Origin of the sequence: Streptomyces sp. NPDC051684, assembly GCF_044453445.1 — a bacterium.
In the GTDB taxonomy this organism is placed as follows: Bacteria; Actinomycetota; Actinomycetes; order Streptomycetales; family Streptomycetaceae; genus Streptomyces.
This window is the reverse complement of record NZ_JBITCS010000009.1, coordinates 12,652-34,865: the sequence shown is the minus strand read 5'-3', so window position 1 is coordinate 34,865 and position 22,214 is coordinate 12,652. Positions and strand designations below refer to the sequence as shown.

The 22,214-nt window shown below is 70.7% G+C and carries 22 protein-coding genes; 10 read left to right on the top strand and 12 right to left on the bottom strand.

What is annotated here, in order from left to right:
- Positions 1-52: 52 nt before the first annotated feature.
- The gene (locus ACIA8D_RS13285) at positions 53-1,015 is read left to right on the top strand and encodes a helix-turn-helix domain-containing protein (protein ID WP_399231582.1); all 963 of its coding nucleotides are present in this window, start codon (positions 53-55) and stop codon (positions 1,013-1,015) included.
- A gap of 12 nt (positions 1,016-1,027) precedes the next feature.
- Here the strand turns inward: ACIA8D_RS13285 and ACIA8D_RS13280 are convergent, their stop codons facing one another.
- The 10 genes from ACIA8D_RS13280 to ACIA8D_RS13235 form a co-directional block, all read right to left on the bottom strand.
- Positions 1,028-2,413: a cytochrome P450 gene (locus ACIA8D_RS13280; protein WP_399231580.1), complete on the bottom strand. Its 1,386-nt coding sequence runs from the start codon at positions 2,411-2,413 to the stop codon at positions 1,028-1,030.
- The gene (locus ACIA8D_RS13275) at positions 2,410-3,507 is read right to left on the bottom strand and encodes a multidrug MFS transporter (protein WP_399231578.1); all 1,098 of its coding nucleotides are present in this window, start codon (positions 3,505-3,507) and stop codon (positions 2,410-2,412) included. The genes ACIA8D_RS13280 and ACIA8D_RS13275 overlap by 4 nt, the downstream gene beginning before the upstream one ends.
- A 341-nt stretch (positions 3,508-3,848) precedes the next feature.
- Positions 3,849-4,499: a peptide deformylase gene (gene def, locus ACIA8D_RS13270; RefSeq protein ID WP_399231576.1), complete on the bottom strand. Its 651-nt coding sequence runs from the start codon at positions 4,497-4,499 to the stop codon at positions 3,849-3,851.
- Positions 4,500-4,667: 168 nt separating this feature from the next.
- On the bottom strand, positions 4,668-5,648 hold the full coding sequence (locus ACIA8D_RS13265) for a tetratricopeptide repeat protein (RefSeq protein ID WP_399231574.1): 981 nt from the start codon (positions 5,646-5,648) through the stop codon (positions 4,668-4,670).
- 126 nt (positions 5,649-5,774) lie between these two features.
- Positions 5,775-7,013 (bottom strand): HD-GYP domain-containing protein, encoded by a 1,239-nt coding sequence (locus tag ACIA8D_RS13260; protein WP_399231572.1) that lies wholly within the window; start codon positions 7,011-7,013, stop codon positions 5,775-5,777.
- 56 nt (positions 7,014-7,069) lie between these two features.
- A complete protein-coding gene (locus tag ACIA8D_RS13255) occupies positions 7,070-8,401 on the bottom strand; it encodes an HD-GYP domain-containing protein (protein ID WP_399231570.1) in 1,332 nt (443 codons plus the stop codon).
- A gap of 144 nt (positions 8,402-8,545) precedes the next feature.
- Positions 8,546-8,842 carry a mycothiol system anti-sigma-R factor gene (gene rsrA / locus ACIA8D_RS13250; protein ID WP_351338991.1) on the bottom strand — a complete coding sequence of 99 codons (297 nt, stop codon included), beginning with the start codon at positions 8,840-8,842 and terminating at the stop codon, positions 8,546-8,548.
- The gene (locus ACIA8D_RS13245; RefSeq protein WP_399231568.1) at positions 8,839-9,504 is read right to left on the bottom strand and encodes a sigma-70 family RNA polymerase sigma factor; all 666 of its coding nucleotides are present in this window, start codon (positions 9,502-9,504) and stop codon (positions 8,839-8,841) included. The genes rsrA and ACIA8D_RS13245 overlap by 4 nt, the downstream gene beginning before the upstream one ends.
- 244 nt (positions 9,505-9,748) lie before the next feature.
- A complete protein-coding gene (locus ACIA8D_RS13240) occupies positions 9,749-10,384 on the bottom strand; it encodes an alpha/beta family hydrolase (protein ID WP_399231567.1) in 636 nt (211 codons plus the stop codon).
- Between the two features lie 108 nt (positions 10,385-10,492).
- Positions 10,493-11,308 (bottom strand): SOS response-associated peptidase, encoded by an 816-nt coding sequence (locus tag ACIA8D_RS13235; RefSeq protein ID WP_399231565.1) that lies wholly within the window; start codon positions 11,306-11,308, stop codon positions 10,493-10,495.
- A 60-nt stretch (positions 11,309-11,368) separates the two neighbouring features.
- Here ACIA8D_RS13235 and ACIA8D_RS13230 point away from each other — a divergent pair, with 60 nt between their 5' ends.
- The 4 genes from ACIA8D_RS13230 (at position 11,369) to ACIA8D_RS13215 (ending at position 14,897) form a co-directional block, all read left to right on the top strand.
- A complete protein-coding gene (locus ACIA8D_RS13230) occupies positions 11,369-12,070 on the top strand; it encodes a M50 family metallopeptidase (protein ID WP_399231563.1) in 702 nt (233 codons plus the stop codon).
- A gap of 36 nt (positions 12,071-12,106) precedes the next feature.
- Positions 12,107-13,432, top strand: coding sequence for a 3-phosphoshikimate 1-carboxyvinyltransferase (gene aroA, locus ACIA8D_RS13225; protein WP_399231561.1), 1,326 nt, complete (start codon positions 12,107-12,109; stop codon positions 13,430-13,432).
- A gap of 12 nt (positions 13,433-13,444) precedes the next feature.
- Positions 13,445-14,455 carry a ribosome small subunit-dependent GTPase A gene (gene rsgA, locus ACIA8D_RS13220; RefSeq protein WP_399231559.1) on the top strand — a complete coding sequence of 337 codons (1,011 nt, stop codon included), beginning with the start codon at positions 13,445-13,447 and terminating at the stop codon, positions 14,453-14,455.
- Positions 14,456-14,573: 118 nt separating this feature from the next.
- Positions 14,574-14,897 (top strand): multidrug efflux SMR transporter, encoded by a 324-nt coding sequence (locus ACIA8D_RS13215; RefSeq protein ID WP_306323389.1) that lies wholly within the window; start codon positions 14,574-14,576, stop codon positions 14,895-14,897.
- A 454-nt stretch (positions 14,898-15,351) separates the two neighbouring features.
- Here ACIA8D_RS13215 and ACIA8D_RS13210 read toward each other — a convergent pair whose 3' ends face one another.
- Complete coding sequence (locus ACIA8D_RS13210; RefSeq protein ID WP_399231558.1) at positions 15,352-15,951, bottom strand: TetR/AcrR family transcriptional regulator; 600 nt, start codon at positions 15,949-15,951, stop codon at positions 15,352-15,354.
- Between the two features lie 154 nt (positions 15,952-16,105).
- Here ACIA8D_RS13210 and hisN point away from each other — a divergent pair, with 154 nt between their 5' ends.
- Positions 16,106-16,906 carry a histidinol-phosphatase gene (gene hisN, locus ACIA8D_RS13205; protein WP_399231556.1) on the top strand — a complete coding sequence of 267 codons (801 nt, stop codon included), beginning with the start codon at positions 16,106-16,108 and terminating at the stop codon, positions 16,904-16,906.
- A 203-nt stretch (positions 16,907-17,109) separates the two neighbouring features.
- Positions 17,110-17,511, top strand: a complete 402-nt coding sequence (locus tag ACIA8D_RS13200) for a cyclic nucleotide-binding/CBS domain-containing protein (protein ID WP_399231554.1) — start codon at positions 17,110-17,112, stop codon at positions 17,509-17,511.
- Between the two features lie 89 nt (positions 17,512-17,600).
- Here the strand turns inward: ACIA8D_RS13200 and katG are convergent, their stop codons facing one another.
- On the bottom strand, positions 17,601-19,811 hold the full coding sequence (gene katG, locus ACIA8D_RS13195) for a catalase/peroxidase HPI (RefSeq protein ID WP_399231552.1): 2,211 nt from the start codon (positions 19,809-19,811) through the stop codon (positions 17,601-17,603).
- Positions 19,812-19,948: 137 nt separating this feature from the next.
- Here katG and ACIA8D_RS13190 point away from each other — a divergent pair, with 137 nt between their 5' ends.
- From ACIA8D_RS13190 to ACIA8D_RS13180, 3 genes are all read left to right on the top strand, one after another.
- Positions 19,949-20,368 (top strand): Fur family transcriptional regulator, encoded by a 420-nt coding sequence (locus tag ACIA8D_RS13190; RefSeq protein ID WP_399231550.1) that lies wholly within the window; start codon positions 19,949-19,951, stop codon positions 20,366-20,368.
- A gap of 215 nt (positions 20,369-20,583) precedes the next feature.
- The gene (locus ACIA8D_RS13185; protein WP_399231548.1) at positions 20,584-21,342 is read left to right on the top strand and encodes an ABC transporter ATP-binding protein; all 759 of its coding nucleotides are present in this window, start codon (positions 20,584-20,586) and stop codon (positions 21,340-21,342) included.
- Entirely contained in the window at positions 21,339-22,205 is an 867-nt protein-coding gene (locus ACIA8D_RS13180) for an ABC transporter permease (protein WP_399231546.1), read from the top strand. The genes ACIA8D_RS13185 and ACIA8D_RS13180 overlap by 4 nt, the downstream gene beginning before the upstream one ends.
- Positions 22,206-22,214: the final 9 nt, after the last annotated feature.

Genomic DNA, 22,214 nt, shown 5'->3' with positions numbered 1-22,214 from the left:
GGACTGTCAGCAACCCTCGAATTACTGCCACGCCTGCGGCACACTGGCAGGCATGCTGAAAAACGTGGCCGTCGTGCTGCTCGACGGCGTGCACCCCTTTGAACTCGGCGTCGTCTGCGAGGTGTTCGGCCTCGACCGGAGCGAGGCCGGGCTACCCGTGTACGACTTCGCGGCCGTCTCCGCCGCGGGTCCCACGCTCGGCACCCACGTGCCGGGCATGACCGTCTCCACCCCGTACGGCCTCGACCGCCTGGACGAGGCCGACCTCATCGCGGTCCCGGCCTCCTCCCAGCCACAGGACGGCTATCCGCCGGAGTTGCTCGACGCGCTGCGCCGCGCCGTCGACCGGGGCGCGCGCGTCCTCAGCGTCTGCTCGGGCGTGTTCGTGCTCGGCGAGGCCGGCCTGCTCGACGGGCGCCGCTGCGCGGTCCACTGGCGCTACGAGCGCGAGCTCGCCGTCCGCTTCCCGCGCACCCGCGTCGACCCGGACGTCCTGTACGTCGACGAGGGTCAGGTCATCACCTCCGCCGGTACGGCCGCGGGCATCGATGCCTGCCTGCACATCGTGCGCACCGAGCACGGCGCCGAGGTCGCGAACACGATCGCCCGCCGCATGGTCGTACCGCCCCACCGGGACGGCGGCCAGGCCCAGTTCGTGGAGCGCCCGCTGCCCGCGACGCGCTGCGACACGGTGGGCGAGGTGCTGTCCTGGATGGAGCGGCACCTGGACGAACCGGCCACCGTGGAGGAGCTCGCGGCGCGGGCCCACATGTCCCCGCGCACCTTCGCCCGGCGCTTCCAGCAGGAGACCGGCACGACCCCGTACCGCTGGCTGCTGCGCCAACGGGTGCTGTTCGCCCAGGAGTTGCTGGAGCGCACGGACGAGACGGTGGACGCGATCGCCGCGCGCGCCGGGTTCGGCAACGCGGCGGCGATGCGCCACCAGTTCATGAAGGCGCTGGGGACCACCCCCAACGCCTTCAGAAGGACATTCCGGGTGAAGCTCGCCTCCTAGGGCGCCAGGGGGTCAGCCGCGGGCCCTCACCCGCAGGTTGCCGTTCTTGGGGCCGATGGTGATCCCGAGCTTCGCCACCGCCTCCGTCTCGGGGACCGTCTCGAACCGCCACCGGGACACCAACGTCCCGAGGATCAGGGAGAGTTCGACCATGCTGAAGTGGTCGCCCGGGCACTTGCGGTTGCCGGTGCCGAACGGCTGGTGCGCCACGTTTGCGACGTCCGTGACACGCTCCGGCAGCCAGCGGTCGGGGTCGAAGACGTCCACGTCGTCGAACGAGCGCGGGTCGTGTTGCATCGCGTACGGGCTGTAGACGATGTCCGTCCCGGCCGGAATGCAATAGCCACCGAGGGTCGTATCGACCGCCGATATGCGCGTGAATATCCACACGCTGGGGCGAATGCGCATCGACTCGGTAAGGAGATTACGCATATATGCGAGCTTCCCCAGGTCCCCGAAAGCCACCTGCCTGCCACCACCGGTAGCGGATTCAACCTCTTCGTACAACCGGCTTTCGTGGTCCGGGTGTTCGGCGAGGAGTCCGAGCGTCCATGCCAGCGTCTTGGAGACATTCTCCCCACCGGCCAACAGGAGGGCCAGAACCTGATCGTGGATCTCTTGGTCGGTGACCGCTTCCCCGTCATCGTCGTGCGCGTCGAGCAATGCCGCGAGAAGGTCTCCGGTGTCGATTCCCTCGGCCGCCTGAGCCCTTCGCTCGACGATGATCTCGTCGACCATGCGGTGCAATTCGGCCATCGCCCGCTCGAAACGCCGATTGGCCGGCAGGGGCAGCCGGTACAGCGGCCCGAACGACAGGATCATCCGCCGGTACATGCCGGCGAAGACCGTGCCCATCGTCTCGCCGAGGCGGTCCGCGCGGTCGTCCTTCGCGTCGATGTGCAGCATGGCGCGGGCCGTGATCCGGGCCGCCAGGCGGAACATCTCGGCGTTGATGTCGACGGTCTGCCCGTCCTGCCAGCGATCGGCCGTCGCCCGCGCCTCCTCCGCCATCAACGTGGCGTAGTCGGCCATCCGCTCGGCACGGAACGCGGGCTGGATGGCGCGCCGCTGGCGCCGGTGCTTCTGCCCGTTGCTGCTCGCCACGCCCTCACCGAGGAGCACCTCCAGGGCGTCCCACATCGCGCCGCCGATGAGGAAGTCCGGGCTCTTCAGGAGCTTCTCGACCAGTACGGGGTCGCAGACCGCGAAGACGGTCTTGGGGCCGAGCCGCAGCCGGACCAGATCGCCGCCTTCCCGCAGCCGGGTCAGGAAGGCCAGCGGGTCGCGGAGCATCTGCGGGGCGTGGCCGATCAGCGGCGCGCCGCCGGGTGCGAGCGGCGGCAGCGACGCTCCCGCCTGGCCGGGCGCCGGGGGCGGCAGCGTGGATTCCACGGTCATGCGCACTCACCTGCCTGTTCGGGGACCCCGTCGGGGATCCGGTGGGGGGCCTGCCTCGGGATGCGTCCCGCGCCGGGCACGGCATCGACGCCGCCCGGCTCGTCGCTGACGTACGGCGGATTGCTGCGGTCCTCCCAGTCGTCGACCTGATAGCGGCCCGATTCGTGGTGGAACCAGTAGACGGAACTGAACCAGTTCCGCATGTTCTCCAGACATGACCTCATGGCCACGGAGAGGTCTTTCCCCTTTTCTCCGAGCGTCTCGACGCCGTTCGCGATGTTCGCGACCTCGACTTCCGCCTCAAGGAAATCGTCGACGCATCCGATGACCCGGCTCCGCACTTCCGCGGAGGCTTCGGCAACGGAAAGCCCCTCGTGCTCGATGAGGCTTATCCCGAGGTTGTGGAATTCGTTTCCCGCGAGTTCCTTGGGGAGTGAACACAGATCGTTGTACCAAGCCGAGAAGTCCTGGACGGCAAGTGCCGCACGCATGAACGCCGGCGTTTTCCGCACCCATGCCGGGAGTTCGTACTGCGCGGTCGCCTCGAGCAGGTCTATCCAGATCCAGTGCGCGAAGGTCTGCCGGCGCAACTCTATGTACGCGTCGACTCCGGGCACGGTTCCCGTCGTCCGATTCCTGAATTCCTGGTCGTACGCGTCGATCACCGGGTGGAAGTGGCGGGCGAACCGCACGTTCCAGGTACGGCTCAGCGAGCCGTAGAACCGCTGGAGGCAGTCGGCGAAGCCCGCGACCAGCGGATCCCCATGGCCCAGATGGAGCTCGGGCGCCTCGGTCGCCGCGTGCAACTGGGCGACGAGCCGCCGCCAGTTGGCCGCGCGGCCGTGGATCACATCGCGGTCGTGCCGGTCGTCCCAGGCGAAGAACCACGCGCTGTAGTCGCTGATCGTCGCGAGCAGTTCGTCCGGCGCCCCGATGTAGTAGCCCGCGACGAGGTCCGAATAGCACAGGTCGTCGGCATATTTGGCCACCTTGTCGGGCGGCATCAGCCCCATTTCGAGGAGCCAGGACCTGGTCCTTCCCTGGAGCTTCGGCCAATACGGGTGCAGCCGGCGAGGAAACGCACTCTCGATCACCGGAAGCGCCACAGCCGCCGGAACCGACGTATGTGAGAAAGCAGGCACGTAGTAACCCCTCTCTGTGGCCTGCGGCGCGCGCCTCCCGCTGTGCCGGTCGCGCGCCGTCGTGTAACCCCGCGCTTTCTATTCAGCACCATAACTGACCGCTGTGGGAACGCATTTGCTCCCCTCACTACCCCACACTTCCCGATTCTTCACGTGCCATGACCGGATTCGGGCGGTACGCGACCGGGCACCCCACCCCTGCCCGCACATGCGAACGGCGCCCGGACGGAGGCCACTTCCGTACCGGGCGCCGCGGTGACGCCTCAACTCCCCCATGGGGAAAAGACAGTTGCTCAGGCGTTGGGGACCACCGGGTAACGCGGCGTCCCCTCCTCCATCTGCTTCAACGCGCCCTTGCGCTCCCGCTTCGACAGCCGGTCGATGTACAGGTACCCGTACAGGTGGTCGGTCTCGTGCTGCAGGCAGCGGGCGAAGTAGCCGGTGCCGCGCACCGTGATCGCGTTGCCCTTCTCGTCCCGGCCGTCGACGACCGCGTAGTCGGGGCGGGCGAGCTCGGCGTACGCCGTCGGCACGGACAGGCAGCCTTCGTTGGAGTCGTCGAGGCGCCGCTGCTCGGCGGGCAGTTCGCGCAGGACGGGGTTGCAGACCACGCCGGTGTGCCGCACGCCGTCGTCGTCCGGGCAGTCGTACACGAAGACCTTCAGGTCCACGCCGATCTGGTTGGCGGCGAGGCCGACGCCCTCGGCGGTGTGCTGGCTCGCGAACATGTCGTCGACGAGCTTGGCCAGCTCGTCGTCGAACTCGGTGACGTCCTTGCACTCCTTGTGCAGCACCGGGTTCCCGACGACGGTGATCGGCCGCGACGTGCCGCGCTCCCGGTACGCCGCCTCCCGCGCCTCGCAGTCCTCGCTGTCGACGACAAACCCCTCGTCATCCACGGGAAGCACGCCGGCGTGCTGCTGATCGGTGTCCTGCTGAGCCATGGGGGACGAAAGCCTTCCTGGGAAATACGAGGGTCGAACCCCTACAGAGTACGGGGGCCCTCAGGGGCGCGGGGAACTGCGCAATCTTTCGGGGGTCCGGGGGCGCGGCCCCCGGGGACGGGACGAGAGGGGGCGGAGGGGGGCGACCACCGAGAACGCGCCCCGCGCCTAACAGACCTCTTCGAGATCCCGCCAGTCACGGGAGTCCGGCGAATCCGCCACCCACCCGTCGAGCAGTCCCCGCACCAGCGAGGCCGGCGCGGCCACCCCGCACTCCCGCTCCGGCACCCACAGCTGCCCGTCGGTCCGGTGTCCGAGCGGCCCCGGATGCCCCGGCTCGCTGTGGTCGTGCGGGTCGAGATGCGTGCCGTCGCCCTCGTCGGACGGCATCCGCGACTCCGAGCACGTACGGCACAGCAGCCGCACGGAGGACGACCAGTCCTCGGCGGCGAAGCCCGCGTCGGCGGCGAGGCGCTCCAGCGCGTCCCGGTCGTCCTCGGTGGCGGCCTCCAGGAGCACCACCCACGTGGGCACCGGCGAGGGCGCCCACAGCTCGATCTCGTCGAAGACCGGGTACGAGTGCCCGGACGCCGTGGTCCGCTCCCCGTGCGGGACGCCGTCGTGCAGCACGACCTCGCCCCAGCGCCGCCCGGACGACGGCAGCGGGATGGAGAGCAGCTCGATGCGCGCGGGGTCGAGCCTGCGCCCCCACACGACCTCCGCCTCGCCCTCCGGCGAGAGCCGCACGGCGGCGCTCCCGAGGTCCATCCCGGTCGGCTCCCCGGCAGCGGCGGCGCCACCCGGCACCTTCAGCCCGTACGCCTGCCAGGCCCTGCGCGCGAGCGGCCAGTCCTGGAGGGCGGTGGCGGCGATGCCCACGTTCCACCAGTCCGGTGCCCCGCCTTCCTTCTCGAGCAGGGCGACGGCCCGCAGGCCCGTGGTGCGGGCCTGCTCCCAGTCGTGCCGGAACTTGTGCAGCAGCGCGAGGTTGAACCAGGACTCCGACAGCCAGGGCTCCAGGTCGGCGGCCCGTGTGAGCAGCGCCCCCGCGTCCTCGTACCGGCCGTCGCCGATCAGCGTGAACGCGCGATCCGTGGCCTGCCGCCAGGAGGCGGAGGGCCGGTGCCGTCCCTTGCCGAAGATCCTCACGATTCCCGCCTGCCGATACTCGAGGCCTGTGCCCCCGGACGCCGAGTTTTCCGCGTGCCTTGCGTTTTTCCTGCCTTGCTTCGCATCCAACCACGTACGGTCGCACGGCCGCTCATTACCCATGGGTTACCCAACCGACCCTAGGCTCAGACCGGGCGTGCAGACCACTCTGGCCAGCGCTTCCACGACCTCCGGCTGGTACTCCCGGCCCGTGGCCAGACGCAGGCTCTCCAGGGCCCTGAGCGGCCCCTGTGGTCCCTGTTCCCTCGCCATCTCGTCGTACGCGTTCGCTGTCCGCACAATCCGGGCGGTGAGCGGCTGCTCGCGGTACGGGTCGGCCTGCCGCTCGACCACCACGGCCACCTGGGTGTCCACCCCGGTCTGGCGGACGACGGCGCCGCCGAGCAGGGCTATCCGCCGCTGCTGGGCGGGCGGCAGCGCGGCGGTGGCGCCCTCGGCCACCGGGTCGACGAGCGAGAGCTGCCCGATGTCGTGCATCAGCGCCGCGTACTCCAGAACCGACAGGTCCGGCTGGGAGAGCCCCAGGTCGCGGCCGACGGCCCGGCTGAGCGCGGCCACCCGGCGGGCGTGCCCGTGCGGGGTGTAGCCGGCGATCTCGGTGGCGCGGGCCAATGAGGTGATGGTCTGCCGGTACGTGGCCTTGACCACGGAGTACCGCCGGAACGCCAACTGGGTGAGCAGCAGCGGCAGGCTGATCAGGGGCAGCGCCCACAGCCCGGCGACGGCGACGGCGAGCGCCATGACGGCCCCCGTCGCGCACACCGCAGAGCCGATCCCGAGCATCGCCCGCAGCTCGTCACGGAGCAGCGGGCCGAACGGCCAGCGCGTCCTGGCGTGCGCCATGGCGGCGGCGAGCACGGCGTCGCACAGCGCGGTCAGCACCAGCAGGCCCACGATGAGCAGCGCGTAGTACGCCCCGTCGCCGAACCACTTCGCCAACACACCTTGGTTGTAGAGCGGTTGGAAGCAGACGGCGGCGAACGCGACGGTGAGCAGGCGCCGGGTCACATCGTCGAGCGAGGCGCCCTTGCCGCGCGCCACGTGCGGTATGCAGCCGACGAGCGTGCCCGCGGCGACGATCGCGACGACCTGCAACGCACCGTGGTGCGTGGGCCGCCCCGCGACCTCCCCGAGCAACGCGTACGCGAGCGCCCCCGCGGCCCCGAGCGGCGCGGCTTCCCGGTCCTCGGCGCCGCCCCGGCGGGCGAGCTCCCCCACGGCGACGAGCACCCCGAACGCCAGCGCGTTCCCCCGCTCGACCACGCCGTGCCACACGGTGTCCCCAACGGCCACGGCGGCGAGCGCCACGGCGATCCCGAACACCACCACGAGCAACCCGGGCATCCGCCCCGCCCCGGTCGGGGCGGCCCTTTCGGCGCGGTGCTCCGGATCGGCCCCCGTCACAGGGACGCCGCCGGCGGGGCGGCGACGCTCTCCGGACGTGGCGCGGGCACCGCCGCCTCGTCCGCCGTCACCACGGGATGCCAGCCGTCCCGCTCGAGCACCCGCACCAGCGCCCCCACCATCACCGGGTCGAACTGCGAACCCGCGCACCGCTCCAGCTCCGCCAGCGCGACCGCGACCGGCCGGGCCCGCGAGTACGTGCGCGTGGACGTCATCGCGTCGAACGCGTCCGCCACCGCCACCACCCGCGCGAACTCCGGGATCTGCGCCCCCGCGAGCCCGTACGGGTACCCGCTCCCGTCGAGCCGCTCGTGGTGGTGCAGGATCGCGGCCCGCGCCTCGCCGAGGAACGCGATCCCGCGCACCATCTCGTGCCCGTACTCCGGGTGCAGCTGAATGACCTCGCGCTCCTCGGGTGTCAGTGGCCCGTCCTTGCGCAGCAGCCGCGTGGGCACGCCGAGCTTGCCCACGTCGTGCAGGATCCCGGCGAACCGCAGCGCCTCCACCCGGTCGCCCTCCAGACCGAGCTCGCGGGCGATCATCATCGACGCCTGGCCGACCCGCTCGCTGTGCCCGCGCGTGTACCCGTCCTTGATGTCGACGGCCTGCACGAGCGCCCGGATCGTGGCCTGGTGGGCCGACCGCTCGCGCTGGTACTGGGCGAACACCCAGCAGGAGATGTACATCGGCAGGAGCACGAGCAGCGCGGCGATCGGGCCGTACGAACTCGTCCACATCGTCGCCATCACCAGCCCCGCGAGCCCATGCGCGGCCACCGGCGCGAGCATCCGCAGGAAGAGCCCGCGCCAGGCGCTGCGCAGCGGAACCCGCTCCGCGGTGGCGAGCACTCCCCCGTCGAGCACGGTGAGCACGGCGCAGAACGCGAGGACCGCGGCGCCGCCGGGCGCGAGCGCGTACGGGAACCGGGGGTCGGCGACCGCCTCGGGTCCGTCGAGCGCGCCGAAGACGCGCGCCGCGGCCCAGCAGGCGAGGGCGAGTTGGGCCGCGCGCCACAGCTTGCGCAGCCAGGCGGGCCGCCGCTCGACGGAGGCGAGCAGTGCGCCGGGCAGGGCGACGAGCGCGGCGGCGGCAGGAGGCAGCAGAAAGGCCCCGGCGAGCAGCACGGGGAAGAAGGTGCCCATTCCCTTGGGTGCGCGCCGCCCGACGAGCCGGCAGCGGCCGAGCTGCTCACAGCCCGCGTAGAGGAACGCGAGCAGGGCGACGCGGGGCCACCATGTGACGGCGGAGAACGCGGGCGCGGCGCAGAACGCGGCGACACCGGCGGTCAGGAGCACATACGCGCTGGCCACGGGCGGAACCGACCGCATGCGCCAACTCCCTCCCCAAGGCGTCCAGTTCAGGGAGGATAGGACGGGCGGGAAGGCGCTCGCGGGGCATCGCGGGGATTGCCGGGGCCCCGGGCCCCGGATTCGCACGATCGGGTGAACGGAGCCCTGAAGGGCCCCGTCGGCTCAGGCGAGCGGGTTGCCCATGCCCTCTTCGGGCGTGGCCTGGCCGGAGCGGATCACTTCGATCCGCCCCATGACCTTGGCCCGCAGATCGGTGGGCACGTCGTCATGACCGCAGCACCGCTTCACCAGCTTCTTGACGGCCTGTTCCAGGCCGTACTTCTCCAGGCACGGGGAGCACTCCTCGAAGTGCACCTCGAACTTGGTGCAGTCGCTGTCCGGCATCTCGTGGTCGAGGAACTCGTAGAGATGGTCCAGGACTTCACTGCAGTCCGTCTCGTGCGGCTCTCCGCAGCTCATGAGCCCGAGCCTTTCGCTTCGTTCGCCTGACCGGCACCGGCCGGGACGAGCCCGCGGTCACGGGCGTAGTCCTCGAGCATGCCGCGCAACTGACGACGGCCACGGTGCAGCCGGGACATCACCGTACCGATAGGTGTTCCCATGATGTCCGCGATCTCCTTGTACGCAAAGCCCTCTACGTCCGCGAGATAGACCGCGATGCGGAATTCCTCGGGGATCGCCTGCAGGGCCCGCTTCACGTCCGAGTCGGGCAGGTGGTCGAGCGCCTGCGACTCGGCGGAGCGCAGACCGGTCGACATGTGCGACTCGGCCCGGGCCAGCTGCCAGTCCTCGATCTCCTCGGCGGCACTGCGCTGGGGCTCGCGCTGCTTCTTGCGGTACGAGTTGATGAAGGTGTTCGTGAGGATCCGGTACAGCCACGCCTTGAGGTTCGTGCCCTCGCGGAACTGGTGGAACGAGGCGTACGCCTTCGCGTACGTCTCCTGCACCAGGTCCTCGGCGTCGGCCGGGTTGCGCGTCATGCGCAGGGCCGCCGAATACATCTGGTCGAGGAATTCCAGCGCGTCCCGCTCGAAGCGCGCGTTGCGCTCCGCCGTGCTCTCCGGGCGCTCGTCCGCCTGGCCGTACTCGGTCCCTGCGTCGGTCCCTGTGACCGGACCCACCTCCTCAAGCGACGTCGCGGGGACGAACGAGACCCCGCTCGAATCGGAGGATAGACGACGATCCGGTCCGCCCGCCGCCCGAACAGAAGCGGTCTTGGCCGCGCTCAGCACGCTCCACTCCAGGTCAGGAGCGGTGGCACGGCTGGGGCAAGCGACTGAACCCATGCGGCGGACTTCCTCTCGTACGAACTCTGTGCACCGACAGTCCGCACAACAGCAGTCCCGGCCTCCACATTCCCGGCCGCTAGACGAGTGACCGGGTCCACTTCGCGACGGCCCCGGTGATGACGTCGAGGGCCTCGTCCTGGGTGATGTCGGCGCGCTTCGGCACCGCGAAGCCATGGTCCCCGTAGGGGACTTCGGTGAGCTCGTACGTGCCGCCCTCGGGGAACTCCGCGGGCTTGCCGAACGGGTCGTTGCCGCCCTGCACGACGAGGGTGGGCACGTCCGCGCCGAGGAGTTCGTCGGCGCGGGACTTCTCCGGCTTGCCCGGCGGGTGCAGCGGGAAGCTGAGCGCGAGGACGGCGGCGGCCCCGAGCTCGCCCGCGGTGCGGCAGGCGACGCGGGCGCCCGCGCTGCGGCCTCCGGCGATGACCGGGAGGCCCGGCTTCGCCAGGGCGGGCCAGATGTCCCGCCACCCCTTGTCCAGCGTCTTCGGCGCGGGCGCGAGCTTCTTCCCCGCGACGCGCCAGGGCTGCTCGACGAGCGCGACGGTCACTCCGTGGGCGGGCAGGACGCCGGCGAGCGCCACGAGATCACGGGCCTCGATACCGCCCCCGGCACCGTGACTGACGCCGAGCGTGAGCGTCGGATTCTTGGCGGAGTGCCAGGTGATGCGGGCGTCGCCGGTTTCGGTGGCAATGATTTCGCTTCGTGTCACCCGGCCATGGTGCCCCGGCGCCGATCGGCCAAATCAAGCCCCGCCCGCGATTGAGGCGCGGGGTCCGGGGCAGAGCCCCGAGACGTCAACCCCGGTCGACCGCACACATCAGAAGAGCGTGCCCTCTTCCGGCCCCTCCAGCTCCTTCAACAGCTCAGGCCCGTTGTTGCGCACATTGCTCACCGCCGTGGACACGGGATACGCCCGCATCAGCCCCTCCGGAGGAGGGGCGAGGAGCGTACGGAGGTCCTCGACGTCCGTACGCGCCGGATCCAGCCAGTCGTCCCACCGGTCCGGCGTCAGCATCAACGGCATCCGGGGATGGATGTCGGAGAGCGTGCGCGGCCCGTCCTCCGGCGCGACACCGAGCGGAGCGGTCTCCGCCTCCGTGGTGATCACGGAACACGTCACCCACCACGCCAGCGGATGCTCGTCCGGGAGCGTGCGGTCGTGCCAGAACTCGTAGAGCCCCGCCATCGCGAAGACCGAGCCGTCCGCGGGCGTCACGAAGTACGGCTGCTTGCGGGGCCGCTTCTTCTTGCCCTCGACCTCCAGGTCGCGCTCGGAGGCCGCGGTCACCCACTCGTAATAGCCGTCGGCGGGCAGGATGCAGCGCCGCGTGGTGAAGGCCCGGCGGTACGAGGGCTTCTCGTCCACGGTCTCGGCCCGCGCGTTGATCATGCGGGCGCCGCCCTCCGGGGTCTTGGACCACGACGGCACCAGCCCCCACTTGAGCTTGCGCAGCTGGCGAACCGGACGGCGGTCGTCGGCGTCTTTCACCGGGCGGTCGAGAACCGCGTAGACCTCCTTGGTGGGAGCCACGTTGAAGTCGGCCTCATAGGCCTCCTCCGGCTCCCACTTCTCGATCTCAAAGATTCCTGCGAGATCCTCGGGCCTGCGACTCGATGCATAACGTCCGCACATACGTGCCACAGTGCCAGATGCCGACCCGCCACCGAACCCGAACGGGAGCAGCCTCCACCCATGGACTCCAGCCTCTGGGACCGGATCTTCGGAACCCAGTCCGACCCCGACCAGTGGGTGACGATCGCCACAGCCGTCGTCGCGCTCGCCGCGATCGTCCCGCACGCCGTCTGGCGGCTGACCCGTAACGCCATCACGATCGCCCACGAGGGCGGTCACGGCCTGATCGCGCTCGTCATGGGCCGCAAGCTCGACGGCATCCGGCTGCACTCCGACACCAGCGGCCTGACCGTCAGCCGGGGCAAGCCGACCGGGCTCGGCATGGTCCTGACCGCGGCCGCCGGGTACACGGCCCCGCCGCTGCTCGGCCTCGGCGGCGCGGCGCTGCTCTCCGACGGGCGCATCACGCTGCTGCTGTGGCTGGCCACGGCGCTGCTCGTGGTGATGCTGGTGATGATCCGGAACGCGTACGGGGCGCTGACCGTGGTGATCACCGGCGGCGCCTTCGTCCTCGTCTCCTGGCTCGCGGGGCCGCAGGTGCAGGCCGCCTTCGCGTACACCGTCGTCTGGTTCCTGCTGCTCGGCGGCGTACGTCCCGCCTTCGAGCTCCAGCGCAAGCGCCGCAGGGGCGGAGCGGGTGACTCCGACGCGGATCAGCTCTCGCGCCTCACGCATGTCCCCGCGGGCATGTGGCTGTTTTTCTTCCACGCCGTCTCGCTGTGCTCACTGATCGGCGGGGGCCGCTGGCTGCTGGGGCTGTGAGCAGGTGCCTTCCCGAGGGCCGACTAGAGTTGGGGCATGACCACGAACCCGGCCCACACCGCCCTCTGGCCCGCCCCTCTCGCGAGCGGAGCCGTCGACGCGACTGTTCAGGTGCCGGGGTCCAAATCCGTCACCAACCGGGCGCTCGTGCTCGCCGCGCTCGCCGCGGAGCCGGGCTGGCTGCGCCGCCCGCTGCGCTCCCGCGACACGCTGCTGATGGCGGCCGCGCTGCGCGAGATGGGCGTGGGCATCGAGGAAGGCGTGGGCCCCGACGGGTCCGGTGAGGCCTGGCGCGTCATCCCGTCCGGCCTCCAGGGCCCGGCCACGGTCGACGTCGGCAACGCGGGCACCGTGATGCGCTTCCTGCCGCCGGTCGCCTCGCTCGCCGACGGCCCGATCCGCTTCGACGGCGACCCCCGTTCGTACGAGCGTCCGCTGCACGGCGTGATCGACGCGCTGCGCGCGCTCGGCGCCCGGATCGACGACGAGGGGCGCGGCGCGCTGCCGCTCACCGTGCACGGCGGGGGCGCCCTGGAGGGCGGCCCGGTCGAGATCGACGCCTCGTCGTCCTCCCAGTTCGTGAGCGCCCTGCTGCTGTCGGGGCCGCGCTTCAACCAGGGCGTCGAGGTCCGGCACGTCGGTTCGGCGCTGCCCTCGATGCCGCACATCCGGATGACGGTCGACATGCTGCGCGCGGTCGGTGCCCAGGTCGACACCCCGGAGTCGGGCGGCGAGCCGAACGTGTGGCGGGTCACGCCCGGCGCCCTGCTCGGCCGGGACATCACCATCGAGCCGGACCTCTCGAACGCCCAGCCGTTCCTGGCCGCGGCCCTGATCACCGGCGGCAAGGTGACGATCCCGGACTGGCCGGAGCACACCACGCAGCCCGGCGACGCGCTGCGCGACATCTTCACGCAGATGGGCGGCGGCTGTGAACTGACCGAGCGCGGGCTCGAGTTCACCGGCTCCGGCAGCGTGCACGGCATCGACGTCGACCTGAGCGAGGTCGGCGAGCTGACCCCCGGCATCGCCGCGGTGGCCGCCCTGGCCGACTCCCCGTCCACCCTGCGCGGCGTCGCCCACCTGCGACTGCACGAGACGGACCGCCTCGCCGCCCTCACCAAGGAGATCAACGAGCTGGGCGGTGATGTGACGGAGACCGCCGACGGTCTGCACATCCGCCCCCGCAGGCTGCACGGCGGGATCTTCCACACGTACGACGACCACCGCATGGCCACCGCGGGCGCGATCATCGGCCTCGCGGTCGACGGCGTGCAGATCGAGAACGTGGCGACCACCGCGAAGACGCTGCCGGACTTCCCCGACATGTGGGCCGCGATGCTCGGGACCGACCGGGCGTAGGGGCACACCGCGATGCGCCGCTACGGCAAGCACACCGACGAGGACGACATCCGCCAGCGCCCGAACCGCAAGGGCAACCGGCCGCGTTCCAACATCCGTCCCAAGCACGAGGACGCGGCCGAGGGCATGGTCCTCACCGTCGACCGCGGGCGGCTCACCGTCCTCATCGACGACGTCGCCGTGACCGCCATGAAGGCCCGTGAACTGGGGCGCAAGGCGGCGGTCGTGGGCGACCGGGTCTCCGTCGTCGGCGATCTGTCCGGCAAGAAGGACACCCTTGCGCGCATCGTCCGCATCGAGGGACGCAGCTCCGTGCTGCGCCGCACCGCGGACGACGACGATCCGTACGAGCGGGTGGTCGTCGCCAACGCCGACCAGCTGGCCATCGTCACCGCGCTCGCCGACCCCGAGCCGCGTCCGCGCATGATCGACCGCTGTCTGGTGGCGGCGTTCGACGGCGGCCTCGAACCGCTCCTCGTCCTGACGAAGTCGGACCTGGCCCCGCCGGACAAGATGCTGGAGCTGTACGGGGCGCTCGACATCCCGTACGTCGTCACCAGCCGCGCGGAGCTGGAGGACGGCACGGCCGTGGAGCGGGTGCGCGAGCAGCTCGACGGGAAGGTCACGGCGTTCGTCGGGCACTCCGGCGTCGGAAAGACGACGCTGGTCAACGCGCTGGTGCCGGACGATCAGCGGCGTACGACAGGGCATGTCAACGCGGTGACGGGCCGCGGCCGGCACACCACGACATCGGCCCTCGCGCTGCCCCTGTCCGGGGACGCGGGCTGGGTCATCGACACACCCGGCGTGCGCTCCTTCGGCCTGCACCACGTCGACCCGTCGCGCGTCATCCACGCCTTCCCCGACCTGGAGCCGGGCACGGAGAACTGCCCGCGCGCGTGCAGCCACGACGAGCCGGACTGTGCGCTGGACGTCTACGTGGCGGAGGGGAACGCGGATCCGGCCCGGCTGTACTCGCTGCGGCGGCTGCTCGCTACGCGCGAGCGGCGCGAGGGCGACTGAGCTGAGCCTTGTTTACTGCCGTGCCGCCTCGGTAAGGGCATAATCGCACCAAGCCGGACGCAAGATCGTCGAACTCGTAAGCCGTACGAGATCAGTGGAACGCGGGAGGCACAAGGACATGGCGTGGCTGCTGGTCATCGTCGCGGGGATCCTGGAGACCGGCTTCGCCGTCTGCCTGAAGCTCTCGCACGGCTTTACGCGACTGTGGCCCACGGTCGCGTTCGCCGCGTTCGCACTCGGCAGTTTCGGGCTTCTCACGTTGTCCCTGAAGAAGCTCGATGTGGGGCCCGCGTATGCGGTGTGGACGGGTATCGGGGCGGCCGGCACGGCGATCTACGGCATGATCTTCCTCGGCGACGTGGTCTCGGTCCTCAAGGTCGTCTCGATCAGCCTGGTCATCGCGGGCGTGATCGGCCTGCAACTCTCGGGTTCGGCCCACTAGGGCTTGTCGTTTGGATCAGGCCGGATCAGGGAGCGGGGCCTGGTGCGTGCGACCGCAAGGCGGAGGAGGGAGGCGACGCGGAGCGTCGTCGACCGACGACAACGCCGCGAGCGTGCGTGCCAGGCCCCGCGAGCCCGGCCTGATCCAAACGACAGGCCCTAGCCCCTGCCGGGGGTTCACCGGCCACGGGGGCGCGCCGTGACGCGCCCCTCCGCCTCACACCACGGGGCTCCGCCCCGGACCCCGCTGCTCAATCGCCGCAGAGGCTTGAACTGCCCACCCGCCCCCTGCAGGGGCATCGGCCCCACTGGGCGCCGCACCTCGCGGCCGGCAACCTGCCGCCACCACGGCTCCCCACCCAAGACGGCCGACCGCCACCCCGCCTTGGGCGGCAGGGTGGGCAAGGCGGCCCACGGTGCCGCGCAACAGAGCGACGACGAGACCCGGCCAGGGGTCAGGTCGCGCCGCGCGGCCGGTTCAGGGTCTCGCGGACGAGCCGCCCCGTACCCCCCTCACCAACCGGCGGAGCCAACACGCACGACAACGCCAACCGCACCGCGACCTCACAGTCCCGCGCCAGCGCCTCCGCCTCGCTCTTGCCCACCCCCGGCACCCCGAGCGCGGCCACACTCCGATCCCGCACCGAGGCCACGAAGTCACCGGGCCCCGGCAACGGCCCGTCCGCCCGCCGCTGCGCCGGCACGGACGACGAGGACGGCACGGCGGACAACGTCGGCGACGGCAACCGCTCGCTCCAGCATCCGGTGAGCACGGCCCGCACCAGCGGATTGCGCCGCGCGCTGGCGACGGTCCACTCTGCCACGGAATCGAGCCCGCCCTCCTTCAACGCCCGGTCCACGCCCGCGAGATACGCGTCGGCCTCCCGCCGCACGAGGGCCCGCGCAAGCCCCTCCTTGCTGCCGAACTCGTTGTAGAGGGTCTGCCGGGAGACCCCGGCGACCGCCGCCACGTCGACCATCCGCACGCCGCCCCACGGTCGCCGCGCGAGCGCCGTGTAGGCCGCGTCCAATAGGGATTCCCGCGCTGCAGGCATCGTCGCCTCCCCGGTTCGCCGGGTTTCGTAAGGCCTGTGTGGCCAGAGTTGACGCGCCCGTACGCAGTGTCAAGGCCTCCCGCCGAGCACACCGGGCCTGCCGTCGGATCGGTCCCTGTAGCAGTCGGCGTACCACGATCGATACTGTTCACTCATGCCCGACTACCAAGATGATCTGCGGCTCGCCCACGTCCTCGCGGACGTCGCCGATGCCGCGACGATGGACCGGTTCAAGGCGCTCGACCTGAAGGTGGAGACCAAGCCGGACATGACTCCGGTGAGCGAGGCGGACAAGGCCGCCGAGGAGCTGATCCGCGGCAACCTCCAACGGGCGCGACCGCGGGACGCGATCTTGGGCGAGGAGTACGGGATTCAGGGCACGGGCCCGCGCCGCTGGGTCATCGACCCGATCGACGGGACCAAGAACTACGTGCGCGGCGTCCCGGTCTGGGCGACGCTGATCTCCCTCATGGAGGCGGGCGAGGGCGGCTACCAGCCGGTCGTCGGCGTCGTCTCCGCCCCCGCGCTGCAGCGTCGTTGGTGGGCGGCGAAGGGAGCGGGCGCGTACACGGGCCGCAGCCTGACCTCCGCGTCGCGCATCCACGCCTCGAAGGTGGGCCGCCTGGAGGACGCCTCGTTCGCGTACTCCTCGCTGACCGGCTGGGAGGAGCAGGGCAGGCTCGACGGGTTCCTCGACCTGTCGCGCGCCGTGTGGCGCACGCGCGGATACGGCGACTTCTGGCCGTACATGATGGTCGCCGAGGGCTCGATCGACATGTGCGCCGAACCGGAGCTCTCCCTGTGGGACATGGCGGCGCCCGCGATCGTCGTGTCCGAGGCGGGCGGCAGCTACACCGGGCTCGACGGACGCCCGGGCCCGCACAGCGGCAACGCGGCGGCCTCGAACGGCCTGCTCCACGACCAGCTGCTGAGTTACCTGCGCGCCTCGGTGTGAACGACCCGCACGCGGTGGGGTGAGCCACTCGCGCACCACGGGTTGAGCCACCCGTGCGCCTGAACTCGCCTCCCGCGCCCCCTTGTTGACACTCCCTTTACCTGCAACTCTGAGAGTCCCCCCACTTGTGAACTTGTGAACCGTTTCTCGTACCGCACGGGACCGGTGCCACGAGTGCCTCACACAGGAAGGTGGCTCCATCCATGCTCGTCCGTGACGCCATGAGCACGATGGTCCTCACCATCGGCCCCAACCACACCCTGCGCCAGGCGGCCCGGCTGATGTCCGCGCGCCACATCGGCGCCGCCGTCGTCCTCGACCCGGACGGCTGCGGCATCGGGATCCTGACCGAGCGCGACATCCTCAACGCCCTGGGCCAGAACCAGAATCCGGACCTGGAGACCGCAGGCGCCCACACCACGACGGACGTCGTCTTCGCCGCCCCGTCGTGGACCGTGGACGAGGCCGCCGCCGCCATGGCGCACGGCGGCTTCCGGCATCTCATCGTCCTCGAAGGACAGGAGCCGGTCGGCATCGTGTCGGTCCGCGACATCATCCGCCGCTGGGCCCCGGCCCGGCGCGACCACGCACCACTCCCCGCGTAGCCGCGGATACGACGAAGAGGGCCGGCCCCCGCAGGGAACCGGCCCTCTTCACTCACTCACTCAAGTGCTCACGCACTCAAGAGACGCACTCAGCGCACGTCGAACCGGTCCAGGTCCATGACCTTGGCCCACGCCGCGGCGAAGTCCTTCACGAACTTCTCCTTGGCGTCGTCGCTCGCGTACACCTCGGCGAGCGCGCGCAGCTCGGAGTTGGCGCCGAAGACCAGGTCGGCACGGGTGCCGGTCCACTTGACCTGACCCGAGGCGTCGGTGCCCTCGAACTCGTCCTGCGCCTTCGTCGTCGACTTCCACTGGGTGTCGATGTCGGTGATGTTGACGAAGAAGTCGTTGCTCAGGACGCCCGGACGGTCGGTCAGGACGCCGTGCTTCGATCCGCCCGCGTTGATCCCGATGGTGCGCAGGCCGCCGACGAGGACGGTCATCTCGGGCGCGCTCAGGGTCAGCAGGTTCGCCTTGTCGGTGAGCAGGAACTCCGCCGGGAGTCGGTTGCCCTTGCCCACGTAGTTGCGGAAGCCGTCGGCCTTCGGCTCCAGGGCGGAGAAGGACTCGACGTCCGTCTGCTCCTGCGAGGCGTCGACACGGCCCGGCGTGAACGCCACCTCGACCTCGACGCCGCCGTCCTTGGCGGCCTGCTCGACGGCCGCGGAGCCCGCGAGCACGATCAGGTCGGCCAGGGAGACCTTCTTGGCGCCGGAGTTGAAGGACTCCTGGATGCCCTCGAGGACGCGGAGCACCTGGGCGAGGCTCTCCGGGTCGTTGACCTCCCAGCCGCGCTGCGGCTCGAGGCGGATCCGGGCACCGTTGGCGCCGCCGCGCTTGTCGCCGCCGCGGAAGGAGGAGGCCGAGGCCCACGCGGCGGACACCAGCTGCGGGACCGTGAGGTCCGAGGCGAGAATCTGCTGCTTGAGCGCCGCGACGTCGGAGGCGTCGATGGGCTCCCCCTCGCGCGCCGGCAGCGGGTCCTGCCAGAGCAGCTCCTCGGAGGGGACCTCCGGGCCGAGGTAGCGGACGACCGGACCCAGGTCACGGTGCGTCAGCTTGTACCAGGCACGGGCGAACGCGTCCGCGAATTCCTCGGGGTTCTCGTAGAAGCGCCGCGAGATCGGCTCGTAGATCGGGTCGAACTTCAGCGAGAGGTCCGTGGTGAGCATCGTGGGCAGACGCTTGACCGAGGAGTCCTCGGGGTCCGGGATGATCGCCTCGGCGTTCTTCGCCACCCACTGGTTGGCGCCGGCCGGCGACTGCGTGAGCTCGTACTCGTACTCGAAGAGGTTCTTGAAGAAGTAGTTGCTCCACTGGGTGGGCGTCTCGGTCCAGGTCACCTCGAGGCCGGAGGTAATGGCGTCGCGGCCCTTGCCGGAGCCGTGGCCGGACTTCCAGCCGAGGCCCATCTGCGCCATCGGCGCGCCCTCGGGCTCGGCGCCGACCAGGTCTGCGTCGCCCGCGCCGTGCGTCTTGCCGAACGTGTGGCCACCGGCGATGAGGGCGACGGTCTCCTCGTCGTTCATCGCCATGCGGCGGAACGTCTCACGGATGTCGCGGGCCGCGGCGATCGGGTCCGGGTTGCCGTTGGGGCCCTCGGGGTTGACGTAGATGAGACCCATCTGGACCGCGCCGAGCGGGTCCTCCAGGTCACGGTCGCCCGTGTAGCGCTTGTCGTCGAGCCAGATCTGCTCGGGGCCCCAGTAGACGTCCTCGTCCGGCTCCCACACGTCCTCGCGACCGCCGGCGAAGCCGAAGGTCTCGAAGCCCATGGTCTCCAGGGCGACGTTGCCGGTGAGGATCAGGAGGTCGGCCCAGGAGATGTTCTGGCCGTACTTCTTCTTCACGGGCCACAGCAGGCGGCGGGCCTTGTCCAGGTTGCCGTTGTCCGGCCAGCTGTTGAGCGGGGCGAAGCGCTGCTGACCCGCACCCGCACCGCCGCGGCCGTCGCTGATCCGGTACGTACCGGCGGAGTGCCAGGCCATACGGATCATCAGCGGGCCGTAGTGACCGAAGTCGGCGGGCCACCAGTCCTTGGAGGTGGTCAGGACCTCGGCGATGTCGCGCTTCACCGCCGGGAGGTCCAGGGAGTTGAACGCCTCGGCGTAGTCGAACTCCTCACCCAGCGGGTTCGCCACGGCCGGGTTCTTCGCAAGGATCTTGAGATTGAGGCTCTCGGGCCACCACTGCCGGTTGCCGCCACCCTGCGTCGGGTGCGCGGCTCGGCCGTGCGCGACCGGACAACCGCCCGCCTCCGCGTTGGGGTCCGTGACAAATTCTTCGTTCTTCTCGGACATTGGGTGCCCTTCCCGAGTCGTCCTGTCGCTTGGCTATAGCCGAGCCTGATCCTACAATGGACAATGTCTAAGTCAAGGAAAGCTCCAAAGTCACATCCAATCGGGGCCAAGGCCCCCTGACTGTTAGGCTGGTCCTTATGAGTGACCTGTTGGAACGGCTGCGCGGACGCGGCTGGCGGATGACCGCGCAGCGGCGCGTCGTGGCCGAGGTTCTCGACGGGGACCACGTACACCTCACCGCCGACGAGGTGCATGCGCGCGCGACCGCGAAGCTGCCGGAGATCTCACGGGCCACCGTTTACAACACACTCGGCGAGATGGTCTCGCTCGGCGAGGTGATCGAGGTCGCGACGGACAAGCGCGCCAAGCGCTACGACCCGAACGCGCACCGCCCGCACCAGCACCTGGTCTGCGACCTGTGCGGCCAGATCCGCGACGTCCACCCGACGGGCAACCCGCTGACGGCGCTGCCGTCCGACGAGCGCTTCGGCTTCACGATCTCGGACGTCGAGGTCACCTACCGGGGACTGTGCCCGAGCTGCGCCGCGAAGGCGTAGCCCCACCCTCCAGTCGACCGCTCCGCAAGGCCCGCACCGCGAGGTGCGGGCCCTTTTGCTGTGCGACCACCGGCCGTCGCGCGATCACCGACTGCCACACCGCCGCCCACCCACCCCCTCCATGTATGTGCCAACCACGCACCCCCTTCCGCAATCTGACGGGTCGTCATATTCTCGCGGTCGCCCACGAGAATCCGCCGCACCCCGGAGGGCCCATGCATCCCAAGCTCCAAGCCCGCGCACTCACCAGGACTTTCGGCAGCACGCACGCCCTCGGACCGCTCGACCTGACGGTCACCCCCGGCGAGTTCGTCTGCGTGGTCGGCCCCTCGGGCTGCGGAAAGTCCACCCTGCTCCGCATCGCCGCGGGCCTCACCCGCCCCTCCGGCGGCACCCTGGAGATCCGCACCACCAGCCCCCGCCCGGCGGCCATGATCTTCCAGGACTACGGGATCTACGACTGGAAGACCGTCCTGGCCAACGTCCGCTTCGGCCTCGACATCCAGAAGGTCCCGCGCAAGGAGGCGAACACCCGCGCCCGCGACTGGCTCGCCCGGATGGGCCTCGCCGACTTCGCCGACGCCTACCCGTCCGCCCTCTCCGGCGGCATGCGCCAGCGCGTCGCCATCGCGCGGGCACTGGCGGTGGAGCCGGAGATCCTCCTCATGGACGAGCCCTTCGCGGCCCTCGATGCCCAGCTCCGCACGATCCTCCAGGACGAGCTGCTTGCGCTCACGCAGACGACGCGGACCACCACGCTCTTCATCACGCACAGCCTGGAGGAGGCCATCGTCCTCGGCGACCGGGTCCTGGTGATGTCGGCCCGCCCGGGCCGCGTGATCGCGGAGCGCAAACCGCCGTTCGAACGTCCGCGCTCCGGCGACATCCGTGACACCCCCGAATTCACCTCCCTCAAGGGCGAGTTGTGGGACCTGCTGCGCGGCGAGGTGCACCAGGAGGCGGTCCCGGCATGAGTGCGCTCACCTCGACCAAAGCCACCGACGACCTGCTGGTCCGCGCTCCCGGCCCCGAGGAACTCCACCCCACCCGCGCCCGGCGCAGGCGCCGCGCCCTCGAACTCTCCCTCGCGGTCGCGGTCCCCGTGGTCCTGATCCTGCTCTGGCAGCTCGCGGCCTCCCAGTCCTGGATCGACGAGCGGATCTACCCGGCCCCGTCCACGATCCTCGCCGACGGCTGGCAGCGCGCGGCCGACGGCGAACTGTGGCCGGACGTCTGGGCCACCCTGAAGCGCGTCCTCGCCGGGTACGTCATCGGCACGGTGTCGGGCTACCTCCTCGGCCTCCTCATGGGCTCGATCTCCCTGGTCCGCGCGGCACTCGAACCCCTCCTCGACGCCCTCTACGTCGTGCCGAAACTCGCCCTCCTCCCGATCTTCCTCAACATGTTCGGCCTCGGCGAGGGCCCGCAGATCGCGCTCGTCGCGGCGACGGTCTTCTTCTTCGTGTGGATCTCGACGATGGCGGCGGTCATCTCGGTCCCCACCGGCCACCGGGACGCCGGCCAGGTCTTCGGCGCCTCAGCGTGGCAGATGTTCCGTCACGTCCTCCTCCCCGCCTCGCTCCCCGCCGTCCTGGTCGGCGCGCGCATCGCGGCGGGCGTCGCGGTCCTGGTCATCGTCGCCTCGGAGCAGATCGCCGCGAACGACGGCCTCGGCCATCTGATCTTCGACGCCCGCGCCCTCTTCCAGAACGACGTGATGTTCGTCGGCATCGTCTGCGTCGCCGCCCTCGGTGTCCTCTTCTCCGAACTGGTCCGCCTCGCGGGCCGGTTCCTCACCCCCTGGGCCCCACGCGACCGCGGTCGCGGCCAGTCCTGACCTCGGCAT